The sequence below is a fragment of the Mycolicibacterium aurum genome (assembly GCF_900637195.1).
In the GTDB taxonomy this organism is placed as follows: Bacteria; Actinomycetota; Actinomycetes; order Mycobacteriales; family Mycobacteriaceae; genus Mycobacterium; species Mycobacterium aurum.
The window spans coordinates 4,511,435-4,528,768 of the sequence record NZ_LR134356.1; the positions used below are offsets into that span (position 1 = coordinate 4,511,435).

At 68.4% G+C, this 17,334-nt stretch carries 14 protein-coding genes; 5 read left to right on the plus strand and 9 right to left on the minus strand.

Features of this window, described 5'->3' with window-relative positions; all coding sequences use genetic code 11:
• The first annotated feature begins 34 nt into the window (after positions 1-34).
• Positions 35-802 (plus strand): type VII secretion target, encoded by a 768-nt coding sequence (locus EL337_RS21105; RefSeq protein ID WP_048633440.1) that lies wholly within the window; start codon positions 35-37, stop codon positions 800-802.
• Here the strand turns inward: EL337_RS21105 and EL337_RS21110 are convergent.
• The 5 genes from EL337_RS21110 to EL337_RS21130 all read right to left on the minus strand — a co-directional run bounded on the left by EL337_RS21110 (position 799) and on the right by EL337_RS21130 (position 7,256).
• Positions 799-2,406: an ABC-F family ATP-binding cassette domain-containing protein gene (locus EL337_RS21110; RefSeq protein ID WP_048633441.1), complete on the minus strand. Its 1,608-nt coding sequence runs from the start codon at positions 2,404-2,406 to the stop codon at positions 799-801. The two genes, EL337_RS21105 and EL337_RS21110, sit on opposite strands and share 4 nt — an antisense overlap.
• A gap of 79 nt (positions 2,407-2,485) precedes the next feature.
• On the minus strand, positions 2,486-3,550 hold the full coding sequence (gene dapE / locus EL337_RS21115; RefSeq protein WP_048633442.1) for a succinyl-diaminopimelate desuccinylase: 1,065 nt from the start codon (positions 3,548-3,550) through the stop codon (positions 2,486-2,488).
• Between the two features lie 33 nt (positions 3,551-3,583).
• On the minus strand, positions 3,584-4,606 hold the full coding sequence (locus EL337_RS21120; protein WP_048633443.1) for an aminotransferase class IV: 1,023 nt from the start codon (positions 4,604-4,606) through the stop codon (positions 3,584-3,586).
• 128 nt (positions 4,607-4,734) lie between these two features.
• A complete protein-coding gene (locus EL337_RS21125) occupies positions 4,735-6,243 on the minus strand; it encodes an APC family permease (protein ID WP_048633444.1) in 1,509 nt (502 codons plus the stop codon).
• Between the two features lie 104 nt (positions 6,244-6,347).
• Complete coding sequence (locus EL337_RS21130) at positions 6,348-7,256, minus strand: LysR family transcriptional regulator (protein ID WP_048633445.1); 909 nt, start codon at positions 7,254-7,256, stop codon at positions 6,348-6,350.
• Positions 7,257-7,304: 48 nt separating this feature from the next.
• Between EL337_RS21130 and dapD the strand changes: the two genes are divergently transcribed.
• Positions 7,305-8,294 (plus strand): 2,3,4,5-tetrahydropyridine-2,6-dicarboxylate N-succinyltransferase, encoded by a 990-nt coding sequence (dapD, locus tag EL337_RS21135; RefSeq protein WP_048633446.1) that lies wholly within the window; start codon positions 7,305-7,307, stop codon positions 8,292-8,294.
• Between the two features lie 112 nt (positions 8,295-8,406).
• On the opposite strand, the gene EL337_RS21140 is transcribed toward dapD, so the two are convergent.
• From EL337_RS21140 to EL337_RS21150, 3 genes are all read right to left on the minus strand, one after another.
• Positions 8,407-9,012, minus strand: coding sequence for a M15 family metallopeptidase (locus EL337_RS21140; RefSeq protein WP_370737180.1), 606 nt, complete (start codon positions 9,010-9,012; stop codon positions 8,407-8,409).
• Positions 9,013-9,073: 61 nt separating this feature from the next.
• Entirely contained in the window at positions 9,074-9,424 is a 351-nt protein-coding gene (locus EL337_RS21145) for a VOC family protein (RefSeq protein WP_048633447.1), read from the minus strand.
• Positions 9,415-10,833, minus strand: a complete 1,419-nt coding sequence (locus EL337_RS21150) for an acyl-CoA synthetase (protein ID WP_048633448.1) — start codon at positions 10,831-10,833, stop codon at positions 9,415-9,417. The genes EL337_RS21145 and EL337_RS21150 overlap by 10 nt, the downstream gene beginning before the upstream one ends.
• A 41-nt stretch (positions 10,834-10,874) precedes the next feature.
• Here EL337_RS21150 and EL337_RS21155 point away from each other — a divergent pair, with 41 nt between their 5' ends.
• The 3 genes from EL337_RS21155 to EL337_RS21165 all read left to right on the plus strand — a co-directional run bounded on the left by EL337_RS21155 (position 10,875) and on the right by EL337_RS21165 (position 13,876).
• Positions 10,875-11,411: an NUDIX domain-containing protein gene (locus EL337_RS21155; RefSeq protein WP_048633449.1), complete on the plus strand. Its 537-nt coding sequence runs from the start codon at positions 10,875-10,877 to the stop codon at positions 11,409-11,411.
• 192 nt (positions 11,412-11,603) lie between these two features.
• Entirely contained in the window at positions 11,604-12,104 is a 501-nt protein-coding gene (locus EL337_RS21160; RefSeq protein ID WP_048633450.1) for an Rv2253 family sensor-like surface protein, read from the plus strand.
• A 110-nt stretch (positions 12,105-12,214) separates the two neighbouring features.
• On the plus strand, positions 12,215-13,876 hold the full coding sequence (locus EL337_RS21165) for a nucleobase:cation symporter-2 family protein (protein WP_048633451.1): 1,662 nt from the start codon (positions 12,215-12,217) through the stop codon (positions 13,874-13,876).
• A gap of 3 nt (positions 13,877-13,879) precedes the next feature.
• On the opposite strand, the gene EL337_RS21170 is transcribed toward EL337_RS21165, so the two are convergent.
• Positions 13,880-17,308 (minus strand): proline dehydrogenase family protein, encoded by a 3,429-nt coding sequence (locus EL337_RS21170; RefSeq protein WP_370737178.1) that lies wholly within the window; start codon positions 17,306-17,308, stop codon positions 13,880-13,882.
• Between the last annotated feature and the right edge of the window lie 26 nt (positions 17,309-17,334).

The following is a 17,334-nucleotide window of genomic DNA, read 5'->3' on the forward strand; positions in this document are numbered from 1 at the left end:
CTAGAATCAGACCGAACAGATCTGGAGGCATGTGATGAGCCAGCCCTTGCAGGTGGAACCCGGCGACGTCCGCGGTCTCGGCGCAATCCACGCTGACGTCGCTTCGGGTCTCGGTTCGCTGAACGCCTCGGCTCCCGGTGCAGCCGCCGTCGCGGCATCGCACGGCACCATCGCATCCGCCGTCGACACCGCGCTGGCCGGCGCCCTCGGTAGCCGGTCGGGCACCATGTCCGCCACGCAGTCGGCCGGCGACACCATCGCGGAGTTGCTGCACCAGGCGGCCCTGGCCTACGAGCGGGGTGATCAGCGGGGCGGTGACGCGATCCGGGCCGCCGCCGACACGATGGCCGAGGGCGGAGGTCCGTCGGACACCGCCGCCGGTGCCGCGACGGGAGGTGGCGCAACCGACGCACTGGGACAGGCCGTCGGTCAGCTGGGGCAACTCGGCCAGCTGGGCCAGCAGTTCGCCGCGCCGCTGGCCGCGCTGGCACAGCCGCTGCAGCAACTTCCCCAGCAGCTCATGCAGGGACTGGCGCAGGCGTCCCAAAGTGGTTCGGCTGCAACCGGATCGGACGGTCCGGAGCTTCCGGTGCCGGATGCGTCCGAGACCGGCGGCCCCGACTCCCCCACCGACGACGAAGACGAAGACGACCCGAAGGACGAGTCCGCTCAAGAAGAGTCCTCGGCCGATGCGGACTCCACCACCGGCGCGGCACCGGGTCCGCAGAGCGGCGACACACCTGCGCCGTTACCGCCCCCGGCCCCGGAGCGGCCCGCCCCCACCAGGCCGGCGGTGGACTAGATCTCCGCGAGCCTGCCGTCGGCAAGACGCAGCACGCGATCCACACCGATTGCGTCCAGGAACGATGCGTCGTGGCTGACAACCAGGAAGGCGCCCTGATAGGCGGCCAGCGCATTCTCCAACTGCTCGACGCTGACGAGGTCGAGGTTGTTCGTGGGTTCGTCGAGCAGCAGCAGCTGCGGCGCGGGTTCGGCGAACAACACGCACGCCAGCGTGGCACGCAATCGCTCACCTCCCGACAGGGTGTGCACCGGCATGTCGACAGCATCGCCGCGAAACAGGAACTGCGCCAACAGGTGCCGCTGCCGAGTCACCGACAGGCTGGGGGCCGCCGCCGCCAGGTTCTCGGCGACGGTCAGGTGGTGGTCGAGCACGTCCAACCGCTGGGACAGATAGGCCACCCGGCCGTCGGCCACTGCGACGGTGCCGGCATCGGGTTCGAGCTCGCCGAGCAGCGCCCGCAGCAACGTGGTCTTCCCCGCACCGTTCGGGCCCGTCAGCGCGATGCGCTCCGGACCGCGCACCGCCAGGTCGACGCCGTCGAGTACGACGCGGTCGTCGCGTCTGACCTGTAACCCTGTGACCTCCAGCACCATCCGCGCGGATGGCACGGTGGTCTCCGGCAGTTCGAGGACCAGGGCGTCGTCGTCACGCAGGGCGCGTTCGGCGTCGTCGAGTCGCGCCCTGGCCTCATCCATCCGCTTGGCGTGGACGTCGTCGGTGCGGCCCGCCGTCTCCTGGGCCCGCCGCTTCATCGCCCCGGCGATGATCTTCGGCAACCCCGCATCCTTGATGGTCCGCGCGGCGGTGCTGGTTTTGCGATCGGTCCGCTCGCGCGCCTGCTGGCGTTGCCTCTTCTCTCGCCTGAGGTGTTGCTCCGCACTGCGAACGGCGTCTTCGGCGGCACGCTGTGACTGGTCGACAGCAGTCCGATAGTTACTGAAATTGCCTCCATAGAAGGCGATCTCACCGCAATGCAGCTCGGCGATGCGGTCCATCCGGTCGAGGAGAAGGCGGTCATGGCTGACCAGGAGAAGACAGCCACCGAAGTCGTCGAGGGCGTCGTAGAGGCGGTGTCTGGCGTCGGCGTCGAGGTTGTTGGTGGGCTCGTCGAGCAGCAGCACGTCGGGCCGTCGCAACAGTTCGCGAGCCAGGCCGAGGGTCACCACCTCGCCACCGGACAGCGACCGCAGCGACCGGTCGAGGGCGATGTGGCCCAGCCCGAGGCGCTCGAGCTGGGCGCGGGTCCGCTCTTCGACATCCCAGTCGTCGCCGATCGCGGTGAACACCCGCTCGCTGGAATCCCCTGCAGCCAAGGCGTTCAGCGCGTCGATGACGGGCGCGACGCCCAGCACTTCGGCGACACTGCGGTCGTCCAGCAGCGGCAGTGTCTGTGGCAGGTAGCCGACGATCCCGTCGACCGTGACCGTTCCGGAGGTGGGTGTCAGTTCGCCGGCGGCCAGGCGCAGCAGCGCGCTCTTGCCCGCGCCGTTGGGCGCGACCAGGCCGGTACGGCCGCTACCGACAGAGAACGACAGATCGGTGAACAACGGTGCGTCGTCGGGCCACGAAAAGGACAGGTGTGAGCAGGTTATCGATGGCATGGAGGAGCTCTCGGTGACGGGCGAAAAGAGACGGCGAAGTCGTCAGTGCGAGAGCATGGTCCCCACGTTACCCACGCCGTCAACCGGTTAAATAGCGCCGCAGCATCTCGGTGACGACGGTGATCTGCTCGATGTCGACGTGTTCGTCGACGCGGTGCGCCAGGTTGGGATCGCCCGGTCCGTAGTTGACGGCGGGGATGCCCAGCGCCGCGAACCGGGCCACGTCGGTCCAGCCGTACTTGGCGCGGACCTGCCCACCCGCGGCGGCGACGAGCGCCGCGGCCGCCGGCCGGGTCAGGCCCGGCAGGGCACCGGCTGCGGAGTCGGCGAGCTTGAGGCCGACGTCGAGCCCGTCGAACACCTCGCGGACGTGGGCGTAGGCCTGCTCGACGCTGCGGTCGGGCGCGAACCGGAAGTTCACCGTGACGGTGGCGGCGTCGGGGATGACATTGCCCGCGACGCCGCCGTCGATGCGGACCGCCGACAGACCCTCGCGATAGACGCAGCCGTCGATGTCCACGCTGCGCGCCTGATAGGCGGTGAGCCGCGCCAGCACGTCACCCAGCTTGTGGACGGCGTTGTCCCCCAGCCACGACCGCGCGGAGTGCGCCCGCGTTCCCGACGCGCTGACGAGCACGCGCAGCGTGCCCTGACAGCCCGCCTCGATGTAGCCGCCCGAGGGTTCGCCCAGGATGGCGACGTCCGCGCTCAGCCACTCGGGCAGCTCCCGCTCGATACGGCCCAGCCCGTTGGCGGTGGCCTCGATCTCCTCGCAGTCGTACATCACGAGGGTGATGTCGTGCGCCGGCTCGGCGACGGTGGCTGCCAGGTGCAGGAACACCGCGTCGCCCGATTTCATGTCCGAGGTGCCGCACCCGTGCAGCACCCCGTCGACGAGCCGGCTGGGCACATTGTCGGCGGCGGGCACCGTGTCGGTGTGCCCGGCCAGCAGCACGCGGGACGGCCTGCCGAGGTTGGTCCGGGCCAGCACCGCGTCGCCGCTGCGGATCACCTCGAAGCCGACGGTCTGCTCGCGCAGCGCGGTCTCGATCTCGTCGGCGATCCGCGCCTCGTGGCGTGATTCACTCGGGATGTCCACCAGCGCGGCGGTCAGCGCGATCGGATCACCGTGTAGGTCCAGCACACGACCACGTTAGCCGGTCGTCGGCGTGCGGTGTCAGTACTGGATGGCCTCGATCAGCGGCGACGGCTCGTCCATCAAGGCCCAGAAGCGGTCCCGGATGGCGACGGTCATGGGGCCGGGCTCGCCGTTGCCGATCGCCTCGCCGTCGAGGGAGTTGATCGGGGTGACGCCACCCGCGGTGGTGACGGCCATCAGCTCGTCGGCCTCGTAGAGTTCGTGGCTGGTGACATCACGCAGCGTCGCGTCGATGCCCATCTGCTCGGCGATCTCGAAGACGGTCTTGCGGGTGATGCCCGGCAACGCATTTCGCGACGGCGATGCGAGCTTTCCGTCCTTGACGATGCAGACGTTGAAGCCCGGGCCCTCGGCGACGCAGTTGTCGGAGTCGAGCAGGATCGCGGTGCGGGCGCCACGGTCCTTGGCCTCGAAGCTGGCCGCGGTCAGGTCGCCCCACTGGTAGTTCTTGATGGTCGGGTCGACGGTGTTGCGGCCGGCGCGCCGGACGTGGCGCGGCACCACCGCGGTGGTGCCGAAGATCTGCTCGGCGGGCGGGAATGCCCACAGATACGGGATGGCGTAGATGTAGACCTGATGGGTGAGCTTGGTCAGGTCCTTCTCGCCCTTGCGTTTTCCGTATCCCCGGGTCACCGTCAGGTTGACGAACGATTCGCGCAGTTGTGACAGCGACACACACTTCTTGGTGATCTCGGCAAGTTCGTCCTTGCTCATGCCGGCGTCCAGGCGCAGCTTGCGCGAGCCGTCGAGCAGCCGGTCGAGGTGGTCACCGAGCCGGAAGATGTTGCCGTGCCACACATGCGCGACGGTGTAGGTCAGATCGGAGTGCCCGAAGCCGGTGTCGAAGATCGAGATCTTGGCCTCTTCGGCCGGCATGTACTCGCCCTCGATCCAGGCCACACCACCGGCGAACGGGCTGGAGGTGTCCAATTCGTAGTCGCTGTACTGGATCACCGAGCCGGCCGGGGTGTCTTCGCGGATGGCGGCGCCGGGCTCGACGGCGACGAGGTTGGAGGTTCCGATGTCACTGAGGGAGGTCATGAGAGTTCATCCTTTTCGGTTCTGGGCGTTTCGGAGGGCAGGAGCGAAGCGACCCGGGATCTGGGGCACGGAGGGCAGGAGCGAAGCGACCCGGGATCTGGGGCACGGAGGGCAGGAGCGAAGCGGGATCACACGGGATGGTTCTTGGCGTATTCGACGCCCGCTTCGCCTCGGGCCAGGCGGGCTTTCAGTCCGGTGGCCCACCAGATCGCCGCAATCACGACGACGCCGAGGAAGACCCACTTGTTACTGGTGAACTGCGGCAGGAACAGCAGCGCGACGGCGACGCCGAGGAAGACGACCAGGGCGGTGACGTAGACGGGCAGGCGGAACTTGCCGAGGTCGAAGGTGCCGGGCTCCGGCGCCGGGATGGTGCCCCTGCGGTAGCCCACCAGCAGGCCGATGGTCTGCAGGATGTAGACGAAGAAGAACAGCAGCGAGGCGATCCCGATGATGAAGTTGAACGCCTTCTCGTTGACCAGAGCCGAGAGCAGCAGCAGCGTGGAGAGGGCACCCAGTCCGAGGATGGAGTAGGTGGGCGTCTTGCGGGTCGCCGAGACGTGCCGCCAGACGTTCGAGAACGGCAGCATGTTGTCGCGTGCCATCGAGTAGGTCAACCGGGTGGCCACCAGGATATTGGCGAGCAGGCAGGCCAGGATGTTCGTCAAGGCGATGGCCACAACGATTTTCGTGACCACCGGGCCGGCCTGCTGGGTGATGATCTCCTCGATCGGCGCGGCCGAATTGGCCTCCACCGCAACGGGATCCTTGATCGCCAGCACGTAGACGACGTACATCAGGAACTCGATGACGATCGACGTGATCAGCGCGTAGAACATCGTCCTGGGAACCACTCGGCGGGCGTTCTTGGTTTCCTCGGCGACGTCGGCGCCGGACTCCACCCCGATGAGACCGAAGAACGGTCCGAGTGCGGCGGCCAGCCAGGCCAGCATGTAGGAATCCTTGTCTCCCGACTCGCCGCCGGTGAACAAGGTCGAGATCGGCTGGTGGTTTTCCGGCGAGGAGAACGCGATGATCGCGATCAACGCGGTGGCCCCGACGGTGATCACCAGTTCCAGGCTGACGCCGATGTTGTTGACCATCGTGGCGAAGCGGACACCGTAGATGTTGATGAGCACACAGACGAACACCACCGCGATGGCGAGCAGGATCTGTGTCGTCTGCGTCAGCCCCCACCCGAGGAGCCCGCCGAGGTAGCCGGACAGGATGAACCCGACGCCGGTCATCCCGCACACCCAGCCCATCAGGGCGATGAAGCCGGTGAACCAGGCGAGATTGGGGCCGTTGATGCGGCTGATCCACTGGTAGGAGTAGCCGGCGAGCGGCAGCTTGGCGGTCAGGTCGGCGGCGATGAACGTCCACAGCGCGAACACCGCGCCGGCCAGCAGCAGAGTCCACACGAACGGGGCGCCTGCGGTGAAGTAGCCGGCACCGAAGCCGGTGAAGACCGCCGTGGTGGCGCTGATGGTGGCGAACCCGATCGCGAACGAGGCCAGCGTGCCGACCGAGCGGTCGAGCTTCTGGGTGTAGCCCAACTCGGCGAGCTTCGCATCCTCGTCGCCGAGGCCCGGCACTCTGCGTTCCGAATGAGTGGGGGTGGTTACTGCGTCTGTCATGGTCACTCCAGGTCAAGACGGTGGGAAGAACACTGGTGACAGAAAACCGTCATCGGCCGGACACCGGAAGTTCGATGTATTGATGTACTCATAACCTCCGGTTATCAGTGGTGGTCCGGGAGGTCCGGGTCGCCGAAACTCCACTGCGCCTGGACGAGGCGGACCAGCGCGTCGGCCTGCGGGGTGAGGTCGGACGGGCGCCACGCCAGCGCGGTCTGACTGGGCGGGCGGTCGGTGATCGGCACGTACGCGATGCCCGGCCGATCGTAGAAGCGAGCGACCGACGACGTCGTGAAGCTGATGCCCAGCCCCCGGGCGATCGCTGTGGTCTCGGCCTCGTAGGTCGCTGCCACCGCGGCTATCGTCGGCGGCCGGTTTCCCCGGACGTCCATCGCCAGCCAGTAGTCGCGCCAGGTTCCCGCGGTCAGCGGGGCGCACACGATCGGGTCGTCGAGCAGCTCGGCGATAGCGACCTCGGCGCGCTGGGCCAGCCGGTGGTCCCGGGGCAGGCATGCGACCCATGACTCGGAATCCAGGATCAGCATCCGGTGGTCTGGCAGGTCCACGGGCGGCCGGATGATGGCAACCTCGGTGGTGCCGTCGGCCAGCCCGGCGGTCGGGTCGGCGAAGTCGAATTCGATGGGTTCAACGACGACGTCGGGGTAGGCGGCCTCGAAGTGCCGGACCAGGCGGAACAACAGGTCCGCCCCGGTGCCGATGAGATACCCGACCCGCAGCACGCCGCGCCGAGTGCCCGACAGCATGACGAGGTTGTCGATGACGGCGTCCACGCCGGCGAGCGCCTGCTGCACCTGCGGCAGCCAGGCGGCCCCCAGGTCGGTCAACGCCACCACACGCGTGTTGCGGTGAAACAGCACCACACCGAACTGGTGCTCGAGCGCCTTGATCGCCGTCGAGAGCGCAGGCTGGGTGATGAACAGTTTCTCCGCCGCACGCCGGTAATTGAGTTCCTCGCCGAGAACGGCGAAGTAGCGCAGCTGGCGCAAGGTCACGTCGACAGTCGTGGCTCGCCTCCTCGCTGGTCGGGACCCCGTCAGGCGATGCTAGGCGCACCGGTAGCCTGGAGCACCGTGACTTCGACTTTGGCAGCGTCAGGCATCGGTGTGGCGACGATCGCGGCAGACGGATCGATACTCGACACCTGGTTTCCCGGGCCGGAACTGACGGCACAGTCCGACGACGTCGCCGGGACAGTCCGCCTGTCGGTGGCCGAGGTGGCCCCCGAGCTCGCCGCGCTTGCCGGCCGTGACGAGGATCGCGACGTCGAGGTCGTCGTCGTGCGGACCGTCATCGAGAACCTGGCCGACAAGGCCGTTGACGCCTTCGACGTGTATCTGCGCCTGCATATGCTGTCGCACCGTCTGGTCGCGCCGCACGGGCTCAACGCCGACGGATTCTTCGGACTGCTGACGAACGTCGTGTGGACGAACCACGGACCGTGCGCGATCGAGGATTTCGAGACGGTGCGGGCCCGGCTGCGTCGGCGCGGCCAGGTGACCGTCTACGGCGTGGACAAGTTCCCGCGGATGGTCGACTACGTGGTGCCATCCGGCGTGCGCGTCGCCGATGCCGACCGGGTGCGCCTCGGTGCGCATCTGGCGTCGGGCACGACGGTCATGCACGAAGGCTTCGTCAACTTCAACGCGGGCACGCTGGGCAGTTCGATGGTCGAGGGCCGCATCTCGGCGGGTGTCGTCGTCGACGACGGCTCGGACATCGGCGGCGGCGCGTCGATCATGGGAACCCTCTCCGGCGGTGGCACGCAGGTGATCTCGGTGGGCAAGCGCTGCCTGCTCGGCGCCAACGCCGGCCTGGGCATCTCACTCGGCGACGACTGCGTCATCGAGGCGGGGCTGTACGTCACCGCAGGGACAAAGGTGAGCACCACCGACGGCGAGACCGTCAAGGCGCGCGACCTTTCGGGCGCCAACAACCTTCTGTTCCGCCGCAATTCGGTGACCGGAGCTGTCGAGGTGGTCAAGCGCGACGGGACGGGCATCACGCTCAACGAGGCGCTGCACGCGAACTAGCCGCGGCCCTCGCCCCGCGAGCGTGCGGAGCCCTCGCCCCGCGAGCGCGCGTGTCTGCACGCCGACACGCCGCATTTCGCGGCATTTCCCGCGCTCTCAGCGCCGACGAGCGCTACCCCGCTGCGTTGGGTTTCAGTGGCGGGCAGTTGCCCTGCGCGTCGACCGCCAGCTCGAAATGCCAGATCTCGTTCGCATAGATCTGACACAGCCCGAACTGGCGGCCGTTGGCGATCAACCACTGGTCTGCCGCGACCGGACCGATGTCGATCGCCTGGCCCATGACGTGCTTGGACACCTCGGGGGTCGCGACGAACTCCGCAGCCTTCTCCACGCTGCCATAGGTCTGTATGCCGTCGTCGAACAGCCGCTGCTGAAAGCCCTTCGACCGCCAGCCCGAGGTCACCATGATCTGCACCCCGTCGGCCTCGGCGGCGCGGGCCGCGTTCTGCACGGCAGTCAGCAGTGCCGGATCGAGCTGCGAGAGAATGGGATTGGCGGTGTCGAACGGGGACAGCATGGTGCCGTCGGGCAACCAGCCGCCGGTGGTGTCGACGGCCGACGAGCCGATGCTGAGAGTGTCGGCGGCAGGCGCCGGCGGGATGGGGGCGGGCGGGACTGTGATGCTGGTCTGGACGAGCATCACGTCGGGCGGATGTCCGCACGCCGACAGCAGCGTGACAGTAAGCGCGCCACCGATCACCGCGAGCGCGCGCGGAATACCAGAAATTGCCGCGTGTCGGCGTGCAGACTCGCGCGCTCGCGGGGCGGGCGACACCGGACTAATCCCGCCCCGAGAGGATGCAGAATTCGTTGCCCTCGGGGTCGGCGAGCACCACCCAACTCTGCTCGCCCTGACCGATGTCGACCCGGCGCGCCCCCAGACCGACCACCCGCTCGACCTCCGCTGCCTGATCGTCGGGGGTGAAGTCGAAGTGGATCCGGTTCTTGGCCGCCTTGCCTTCGGGCACCGCGAGAAAGAGCCAGTCCGGACCGACGCCGCCGGGAGCCCGCAACGCGACGTCACCGTCCTCGGTGTCCTCGGCGTGCCAGCCCAGCACCTGCGACCACCACGCAGCCAGCGCGTGCGTGTCGGCGGAATCGATGCAGATGTCACTGAATCTCAAACCCATTGCGCCAGTTCCTTCTTCATTACCTTGCCCATCGCGTTGCGGGGCAGGCTGTCCACGATGCGCACTTCCCGAGGACGCTTGTGAACCGAGAGTTGCTGTGCGACGTGCTCGATCAGTTCGTCAGGCTGGGCGCTGCCCACCACGAACGCGACGATGCGCTGCCCGAGATCCTCATCCGGCGCCCCGATCACCGCGGCCTCCTGCACACCGGGGTGGCCGAGCAGCACGGTCTCGATCTCACCGGCGCCGATGCGGAATCCACCGCTCTTGATGAGGTCGACGGACTCGCGGCCGACGATCCGGTGCATGCCGGCGGGATCGATGACCGCTACGTCGCCGGTGCGGTACCAGCCGTCGTCGCCGAGCACCTCGGCGGTGGCGTCGGCCCGGTTGAGGTAACCCTCGAACAGTGTCGGGCTCTGCACGTGCAACTGCCCGATGCTCTCCCCGTCGTGAGCGGCGCCTGCACCGTCCTCGGCCACCAGGCGCGTCTGAACACCGTTGAGCGGCAATCCCACCCAGCCCGGCCTGCGCTCCCCCGACGCCAGCGTGCTCAGGGTGATCAATGTTTCGGTGCTGCCGTACCGCTCGACGGGCTGATGCCCGCTCAGCGCGGAGAGCCCGTCGAACACCGGCACGGGAAGTCCCGCGCTGCCCGACACCAGCAGGCGCGCCGGCGCCAGCGCCCGCGCCGCGTCTCCGTCGGCGACGATGCGCGACCACACCGTCGGCACCGCGAACAGCAACGAACCGCCGAACTCGCTCACCGCCTGCGCATACAGCGCCGGCGTGGGTTTCCCGGTGTGTACGAAGCGGTTTCCGATCCGCAGCGACCCCAGCAGCCCGAGAACCAGACCGTGCACGTGGTACATCGGCAGGCCGTGCACCAGGGTGTCGTCCGGTGTCCACTGCCAGGCGTCCGCGAGCATGTCGATGTCGGCGGCGATCGCGCGGCGACTGACCACCACGCCCTTGGGCAGCCCCGTCGTTCCCGAGGTGTAGATGATCATCGCCGCGGCGTTCGGCGACGGCTCGGCATAGCGATGCCACGACCGCGCGTGCAGCCGCACCGGGATGTGCGCCAGCCCGTCGGCGTCGTCGGGCAGATCACCCAGCCAGGCCTGCGCACCGGAATCGGTGAGGATGTGCCGCCGTTCGGCGGCACCGACGTCGGCGGGTACCGGCACGAACGGCACCCCGGCGATCAGGCAGCCCGCCACGGCGAGCACCGTCGCCGCGGTCGGCCGGGCCAGCACGGCGACGCGCGACGCGCCGCCCACCCGCTCGGCGACCGACGTCGCGGCCCCGACCAGATCACTTCGACTCAAGGACACCCCGTCGATGCGTACCGCGTCGCCGAGGTCTGCCCCCGCCGCCACGGCCGCGGGGTTCAACGACGCCAGCAGCACAGAACGTGAGGCTACCCTCCTGGCCCGGCCATACTGGTGCGATGGATTCGATCCGGGCTGTGCAGACGCGTGAGGTGTACCGGAACAACTGGATGACGGTTCGCGAAGACGACATCCGCAGGCCGGACGGCAGCACCGGGATCTACGGTGTCGTCGACAGGCCGACGTATGCGCTGGTGATCGCCCGCGACGGCGAGCGCTTCCACTTCGTCGAGCAGTTCCGCTATCCCCTCGGCCTACGACGCTGGGAGTTCCCCCAGGGCACCGCGCCGGGCCGCGTCGAACTCGACGTCACCGAGCTCGCGGCGCGCGAGCTGCGGGAGGAGACGGGGCTGCGTGCCGACACGATGACCGAGCTCGGGCTGCTCGACGTCGCCCCCGGGATGAGCAGCCAGCGCGGCCGCGTGTTCCTCGCGACCGGCATCACCGAGGGCCCGCACGACCGTGAACACGAGGAGCAGGACATGCGCAGCGCATGGTTCTCCCGCGCCGAGGTCGAGCAGATGATGCGCGACGGCGTCATCACCGATTCCCAGACGATCGCGGCGTGGACCCTGTTGCTCCTGTCCGGACTCTGACGGCTCGTTCCTGACCGCCCCGAGCTCCGTTCCGCCGGAACGGCATTCGCGGCGATTCGCGGCGGCTCGCGGCGTTGATGCCGATACCAAGCCGTGATGCAACCGTGCCCCAACTCGCCGTGTCGATGAGGCACCTTGACGGGTAGGGCAATTACGTTTCAACTGCCACACTGGACAACTCTGCGAGGAACCATGTCTGCCCGACGGGCGCGCCACGCGCTAGCAGCCGCGACCATTGTCGCGACCGCGTGCGTGGGCGGCGCAGCCACCGCGTCGGCGGCGCAGCCGGACTGGACCGGCCGCTACACCGTGGTGACGTTCGCGTCGCAGAAGATCGGCACCAGCATCGCCACCCAGCAGCCGGAGTCGGACTTCAGTGCCCAGTACACCTTCAGCACGTCGTGCGCCGGCCGGTGTGTGGCCACGGCTTCCGACGGGCCGGCGCCGAGCAACCCCACCATTCCGCAGCCCACTCGCTACACGTGGGACGGCAGACAGTGGATCTTCAACTACAACTGGCAGTGGGAGTGCTTCCGGGGCGACGACGTCCCCCGCGAGTACGCCTCGGCCCGGTCGCTGGTGTTCTACGCGCCCACCCTGGACGGCTCGATGTACGGGACGTGGCGCACGGAGATCCTCGAGGGCATCTGCAAGGGCACCGTGGTGATGCCCGTCGCCGCCTACCCCGTGTAACGCCCCAGACACAACGCCGGAAAGCCCCCGAAACCGCCGGCTTCGAAGATGGGTCCACACGCCCGCGTCGCGCCTCGACACGGGCGCAACAGGCGGGAGCGGGAACCTCGATGGCCACACTCACACGACTCCTGACCCAGGGCCGATCCGGCACACGACCGGTCGACGAGGTGCCACCACTGAAACGACTGCTGCCGCTGGGGATTCAGCATGTGCTCGCCATGTACGCCGGCGCGGTCGCGGTGCCGCTGATCGTCGGCGGGGCCATGGTGGGCGCAGGACAGCTGCAGCAGTCCGACATCGTGCACCTGATCATGGCCGACCTGTTCGTGGCGGGGATCGCCACCATCATCCAGGCCGTCGGGTTCTGGCGGTTCGGCGTGCGGCTGCCGCTGATGCAGGGCGTGACGTTCGCGGCGGTCGGGCCGATGATCACCATCGGCGTCAACCACGGCATCACCACCATCTACGGGTCGGTGATCGCATGCGGGCTGTTCATGATGCTGCTCGCCCCCGTGTTCGGGAAACTGATCCGTTTCTTCCCACCGCTGGTGACCGGCACCATCATCCTCATCATCGGGGTATCGCTGATGCGGGTGGCCGCCGGCTGGTTCGGCGGCGGGACGGCCGAGGGCGCCGACTTCGGCTCGCCCGCGGCGATCGGCATGGGCTTTTTCACCCTCGGTGTCATCATCGCGATCGAACGTTTCGCCCCCGAGAGCCTGCGGCGGGTCTCGATTCTGCTCGGCCTGCTGATCGGCACCGTCGTGGCCGTTCCGTTCGGCATGACGAACTGGGACCACATGGGCGACTACGGCTGGGTCGGCTTCGTGACGCCGTTCCAGTTCGGTCTGCCGACGTTCGAGATCAGCTCCGTCGTCGCCCTGCTGATCGTCGCGATCGTGATCATGACGGAGACGACGGGCGACATCGTGGCGGTCGGCGAGATCGTGGACGAGAAGATCACCCCGCAGCGCCTCGGCGACGGGCTGCGCGCCGACGGGCTCGGCACTGTCATCGGCGGCGTCTTCAACACCTTCCCGTACACGGCGTTCGCCCAGAACGTGGGGCTCGTCGCGATCACCGGGGTCCGCACCCGGCACGTCGCGACCGTCGCGGGCATCATCCTGGTGCTGCTCGGACTGCTCCCCAAGATGGCCGCCGTGGTCGAAGGCATTCCGCTGGCCGTGCTCGGCGGCGCCGGGGTGGCGCTGTTCGGCATGGTCGCGGCCAGTGGTGTGCGGACCTTGGCGAAGGTGCGGTTCACCAACACCAACATCCTGGTGGTGGCCCTCTCGGTGGGCGTCGCGATGCTCACCGAGGCCAAGCTGTACTACACCGACCGGTCCCTGTCGGATTCGCCGGTGAACGTGTCGCTGGATCTGTACCACCAGTTCCCCGACTGGTTCCAGACGATCTTCCACTCCGGCATCTCGGCGGGCGCCATCGCCGCGATCGTGCTGAACCTGTTGCTGAACACCGGATCTCGCGACACCGACGAAGGTGACCTGGCCGCGCACGACGCGCCGCGCGGCGCACTGCCCGACCCGCTGGACGCGTTGCGCGCCGCGGACCCGTCGACGCCGCCGGAGGACCTGGACGACCTGGCGCACAAACGCCCGGAACTGCACACGATCATCGTCACCAACCCGTCGACGGACGTGTCGACCTGCGAATGGATCAAAGAGCAGGGCAACCCGCAGGTCGACCAGGTGTACCAGAAGTGGGACGAGGTGACCGAGGGCCGGTTCTCCCGACGCAGCCGGGAATAGCGCTCAGCCGAACAATCCTTCGACGAGCGCGGTCGGAGACCCGAACCGGTGGGCAGTGACCGAGATCGCCTGCTCCCGCAGGAACGTGAGCAGCTCGACTCGGCCGGCCTCGACGACCGGCTGTGCGTACAGCGCGATATCGGCTCTGCCGTCGCTGGCCTCGGCGAATGCCTCGCGACTCCCGCCGAGCAGCCGGACTCGGGCAGGAGCGTTGCCGCGCAAGACTTTCCGCCACGCGTCCGAGTCTTCGACGCGGCACGTGATCCCGTGCGCCCGCAGCGCGTCGACGACTGGGGTGTCCAGCGGCCCCGGAGTCGAGACGGTGACCTGCGAGCCTGCCCGCACGCCCGCACCGACCACCCGCAACAGCGATGCCGTGTGGCCATCCTCGGCGCGCACCGTCACCGGGACGGGTCGGTAGCGCAGCACATTCTTTTCCGCCGCCAGACCCGTGACGTCGCGGGCGACGCCGAACTCCTGCTCCCAGCACAGGGCGTCGGACGCGAAGGACCGCGTGAGAAATTCGCGTTCGGTCAACGCGACATCGAAAGATGCTGCAGCGTCGAGCAGTTTCCGGGATGCTGCGGTGAGGGCACCGCCCTGTTCGGCGGGTGCAGTGCGCCAGTCACTGAGTCCGATCAGGTAGTTGGGACCTCCGGCCTTGGTACCGGCACCGACCGCGGACTTCTTCCAGCCGCCGAAGGGCTGACGCCGCACGACCGCCCCCACGGTCGATCGGTTCACGTAGGCGTTGCCGGCCTCGACCTGGTCGATCCAGCGTTCGATCTCGTCGCGGTCGAGGCTGTGCAGTCCCGCCGTGAGCCCGTAGTCGACCTGGTTCTGGATCGCGATTCCCGCGTCCAGGTCGTCGGCTTCGATGAGGCCGAGGACGGGTCCGAAGTATTCGGTGAGGTGGAACTCCGAGCCGCGTCGGACACCGGTCTTCACGCCGGGCGACCAGAGCCGGCCGGTGTCGTCGAGCCGCCGGGGCTCGACGAGCCACTGCTCCCCCGTCGCCAGTGTCGTCAACGCGCGCAACAGCTTTCCCTCGGCCGGCTCGATGACCGGACCCATCTGGACGGTCGGGTCGGCCGGATAGCCGACCTTCAGCGAGCTGACCGCGTCAACGAGCTGGTCCCGGAACCGAGCCGAGCGTGCCACGGATCCCACCAGAATGCCGAGCGAGGCCGCCGAGCATTTCTGCCCGGCGTGCCCGAACGCCGAATACACCAGGTCTTTGACGGCCAGATCGATGTCCGCATGCGGCGTGATCAGGATGGCGTTCTTGCCGCTGGTCTCGGCGAGCAGGGGAAGGTCAGTCCGGAACGAGCGGAACAACGCGGCGGTGTCGAACGCCCCGGTGAGGATCAGGCGGCCGACCCGCGGATCGGAGACCAGCAGTGTGCCGAGATCACTTTCGTCGACGTGCACCAGGTGCAGCGCCTCGCGGGGCACCCCGGCGTCCCACAGCGCCTGCACCATCACCGATCCGCACCGCCGGGCCTGGGTGGCGGGCTTGATGATGACGGCGCTGCCCGCGGCCAGTGCGGCCAGCGTCGAGCCGGCGGGGATCGCCACCGGGAAGTTCCACGGTGGCGTGACGACGGTGAGCCCGACCCCCACCGCGGTGGCACCGTCGACGTCGTCGAGCTTCTCGGCCAGGGACGCATAGTAATTCGCGAAGTCGATCGCCTCGGAGACTTCGGGATCACCCTGATCGAGGGTCTTACCGGTCTCCGCGGCCATCACCTCGAGCAACGCCGGGCGTGCGGCCTCCAGGGTCCCCGCCGCTCGACGCAGGATCGCGGCACGGGCCGCACCGGGCAGCGCCGACCAGTTCGTACCCGCCGAAACCCCCTCGGCGATCGCGGAATCGAGCGCGTCGGCGCTCGACACGGTGTGCTCGTCCACCAGATCCAGCCCGACCCTCGACCCCGGGATGCGGTCGGTGATCGCCCGCCCCCACGCACGGTTGCCCGGCAATGACGGGTCGGTGTCGGCGACATTCGAGAAGATCTGTCTGATCGAGGCTTTCGGGTCATCGGTGCGCCGGTCCTGGTGGCGGTTCGGCGCCGGTACGACGGCGTTGTCAGAGGTCGTGTCGAGGGCCGCCAGCGATGCGACGAACCGCTCCTTCTCCCGGTGATACAGCGTGTGGTCGCTGTGTAGTTCGAACACCGCGGACATGAAGTTCTCCTGGCTGGCCCCCTCCTCGAGCCTGCGCACCAGGTAGGCGATCGCGACGTCGAAGTCCTTCGGGTGCACCACGGGCACATAGAGCAGCAGTCCGCCCACTGTCCTGCGCACGGCCTCGGCCTGCGCCTCGGCCATGCCCAGCAGCATCTCGAAGTCGATTCGGTCCCGCACGCCGCGGCGTCCCGCCAGCGTCCACGCGTAGGCGATGTCGAACAGGTTGTGACCGGCGACGCCGATGCGCACGTTCTCGGTGCGCTCGGGTGTCAGCGCGTAGTTCAGCACCCGCTTGTAGTTGGTGTCGGTGTCCTGCTTGGTCGACCACGTCGCGGGCGGCCAGCTGTGCAGCTCTGCCTCGACGTGCTCCATCGGCAGATTGGCACCCTTGACCAGTCGGACCTTGATGCCGGCGCCACCGCGTTCCCTGCGGGCGCGAGCCCAGTCCTGCAGCCGGATCATCGCCCCCAGGGCGTCCGGCAGGTAGGCCTGCAGCACGATTCCGGCGTCGAGTCCGAGAAGTTCGGGGCGATCGAGCAGCTGCGTGAACACCGCGATCGTCATCTCCAGATCGCGGTACTCCTCCATGTCCAGGTTGATGAACTTCGCCGTCGGGGAGCTGGCCGCCAAGGTGAACAGCGGCAGCAGGCTGTGCACGACGTGGTCGACCGCGTCGTCGAACGCCCATGGCGAGTGCGGCGGCACCGTCGCCGAGACCTTGATCGAGACGTAGTCGACATCTGGACGCGCGAGCAGCCGCTCGGTGCCGTCGAGCCGGCGGGCCGCCTCACGCCGGCCCAGCACCGCTTCGCCCAGCAGATTGATGTTGAGCCCGACGCCGCGGCCGCGGATCCGCTCGATGGAGCGGCCCAGGCGAGCATCGGTGGCGTCCACCAGAAGGTGACCGACCATCTCGCGCAGCGCCCGGCGCGCGATCGGGATGACGAGGCCCGGAGCAACTAGCGACACCGCGGCGCCGAGCCGGATCATCAGACGCAGGTGCCACGGCAGGAAGCCGGGCGCGGTGCGGGCGAGATCCCGCAGGTTGGCCGCCGCGATGCGGTGGTCCTCCGGACGGATCACCCGGTCGACGAATCCGACGGTGAAGTCGAGTCCCGCAGGATCTCTCAGCAGGTCGGCGAGCCGGCGTGCCGCGGGCGCGACCGGTTGTCCGGCCGCGTCGTCGAGCCACTGCCGAACCAGCGTCTCGACGTCCGCCAGCACACCTGCGTCAGTGCTCATAGGGGTCATTTACTCATGATCCGCCC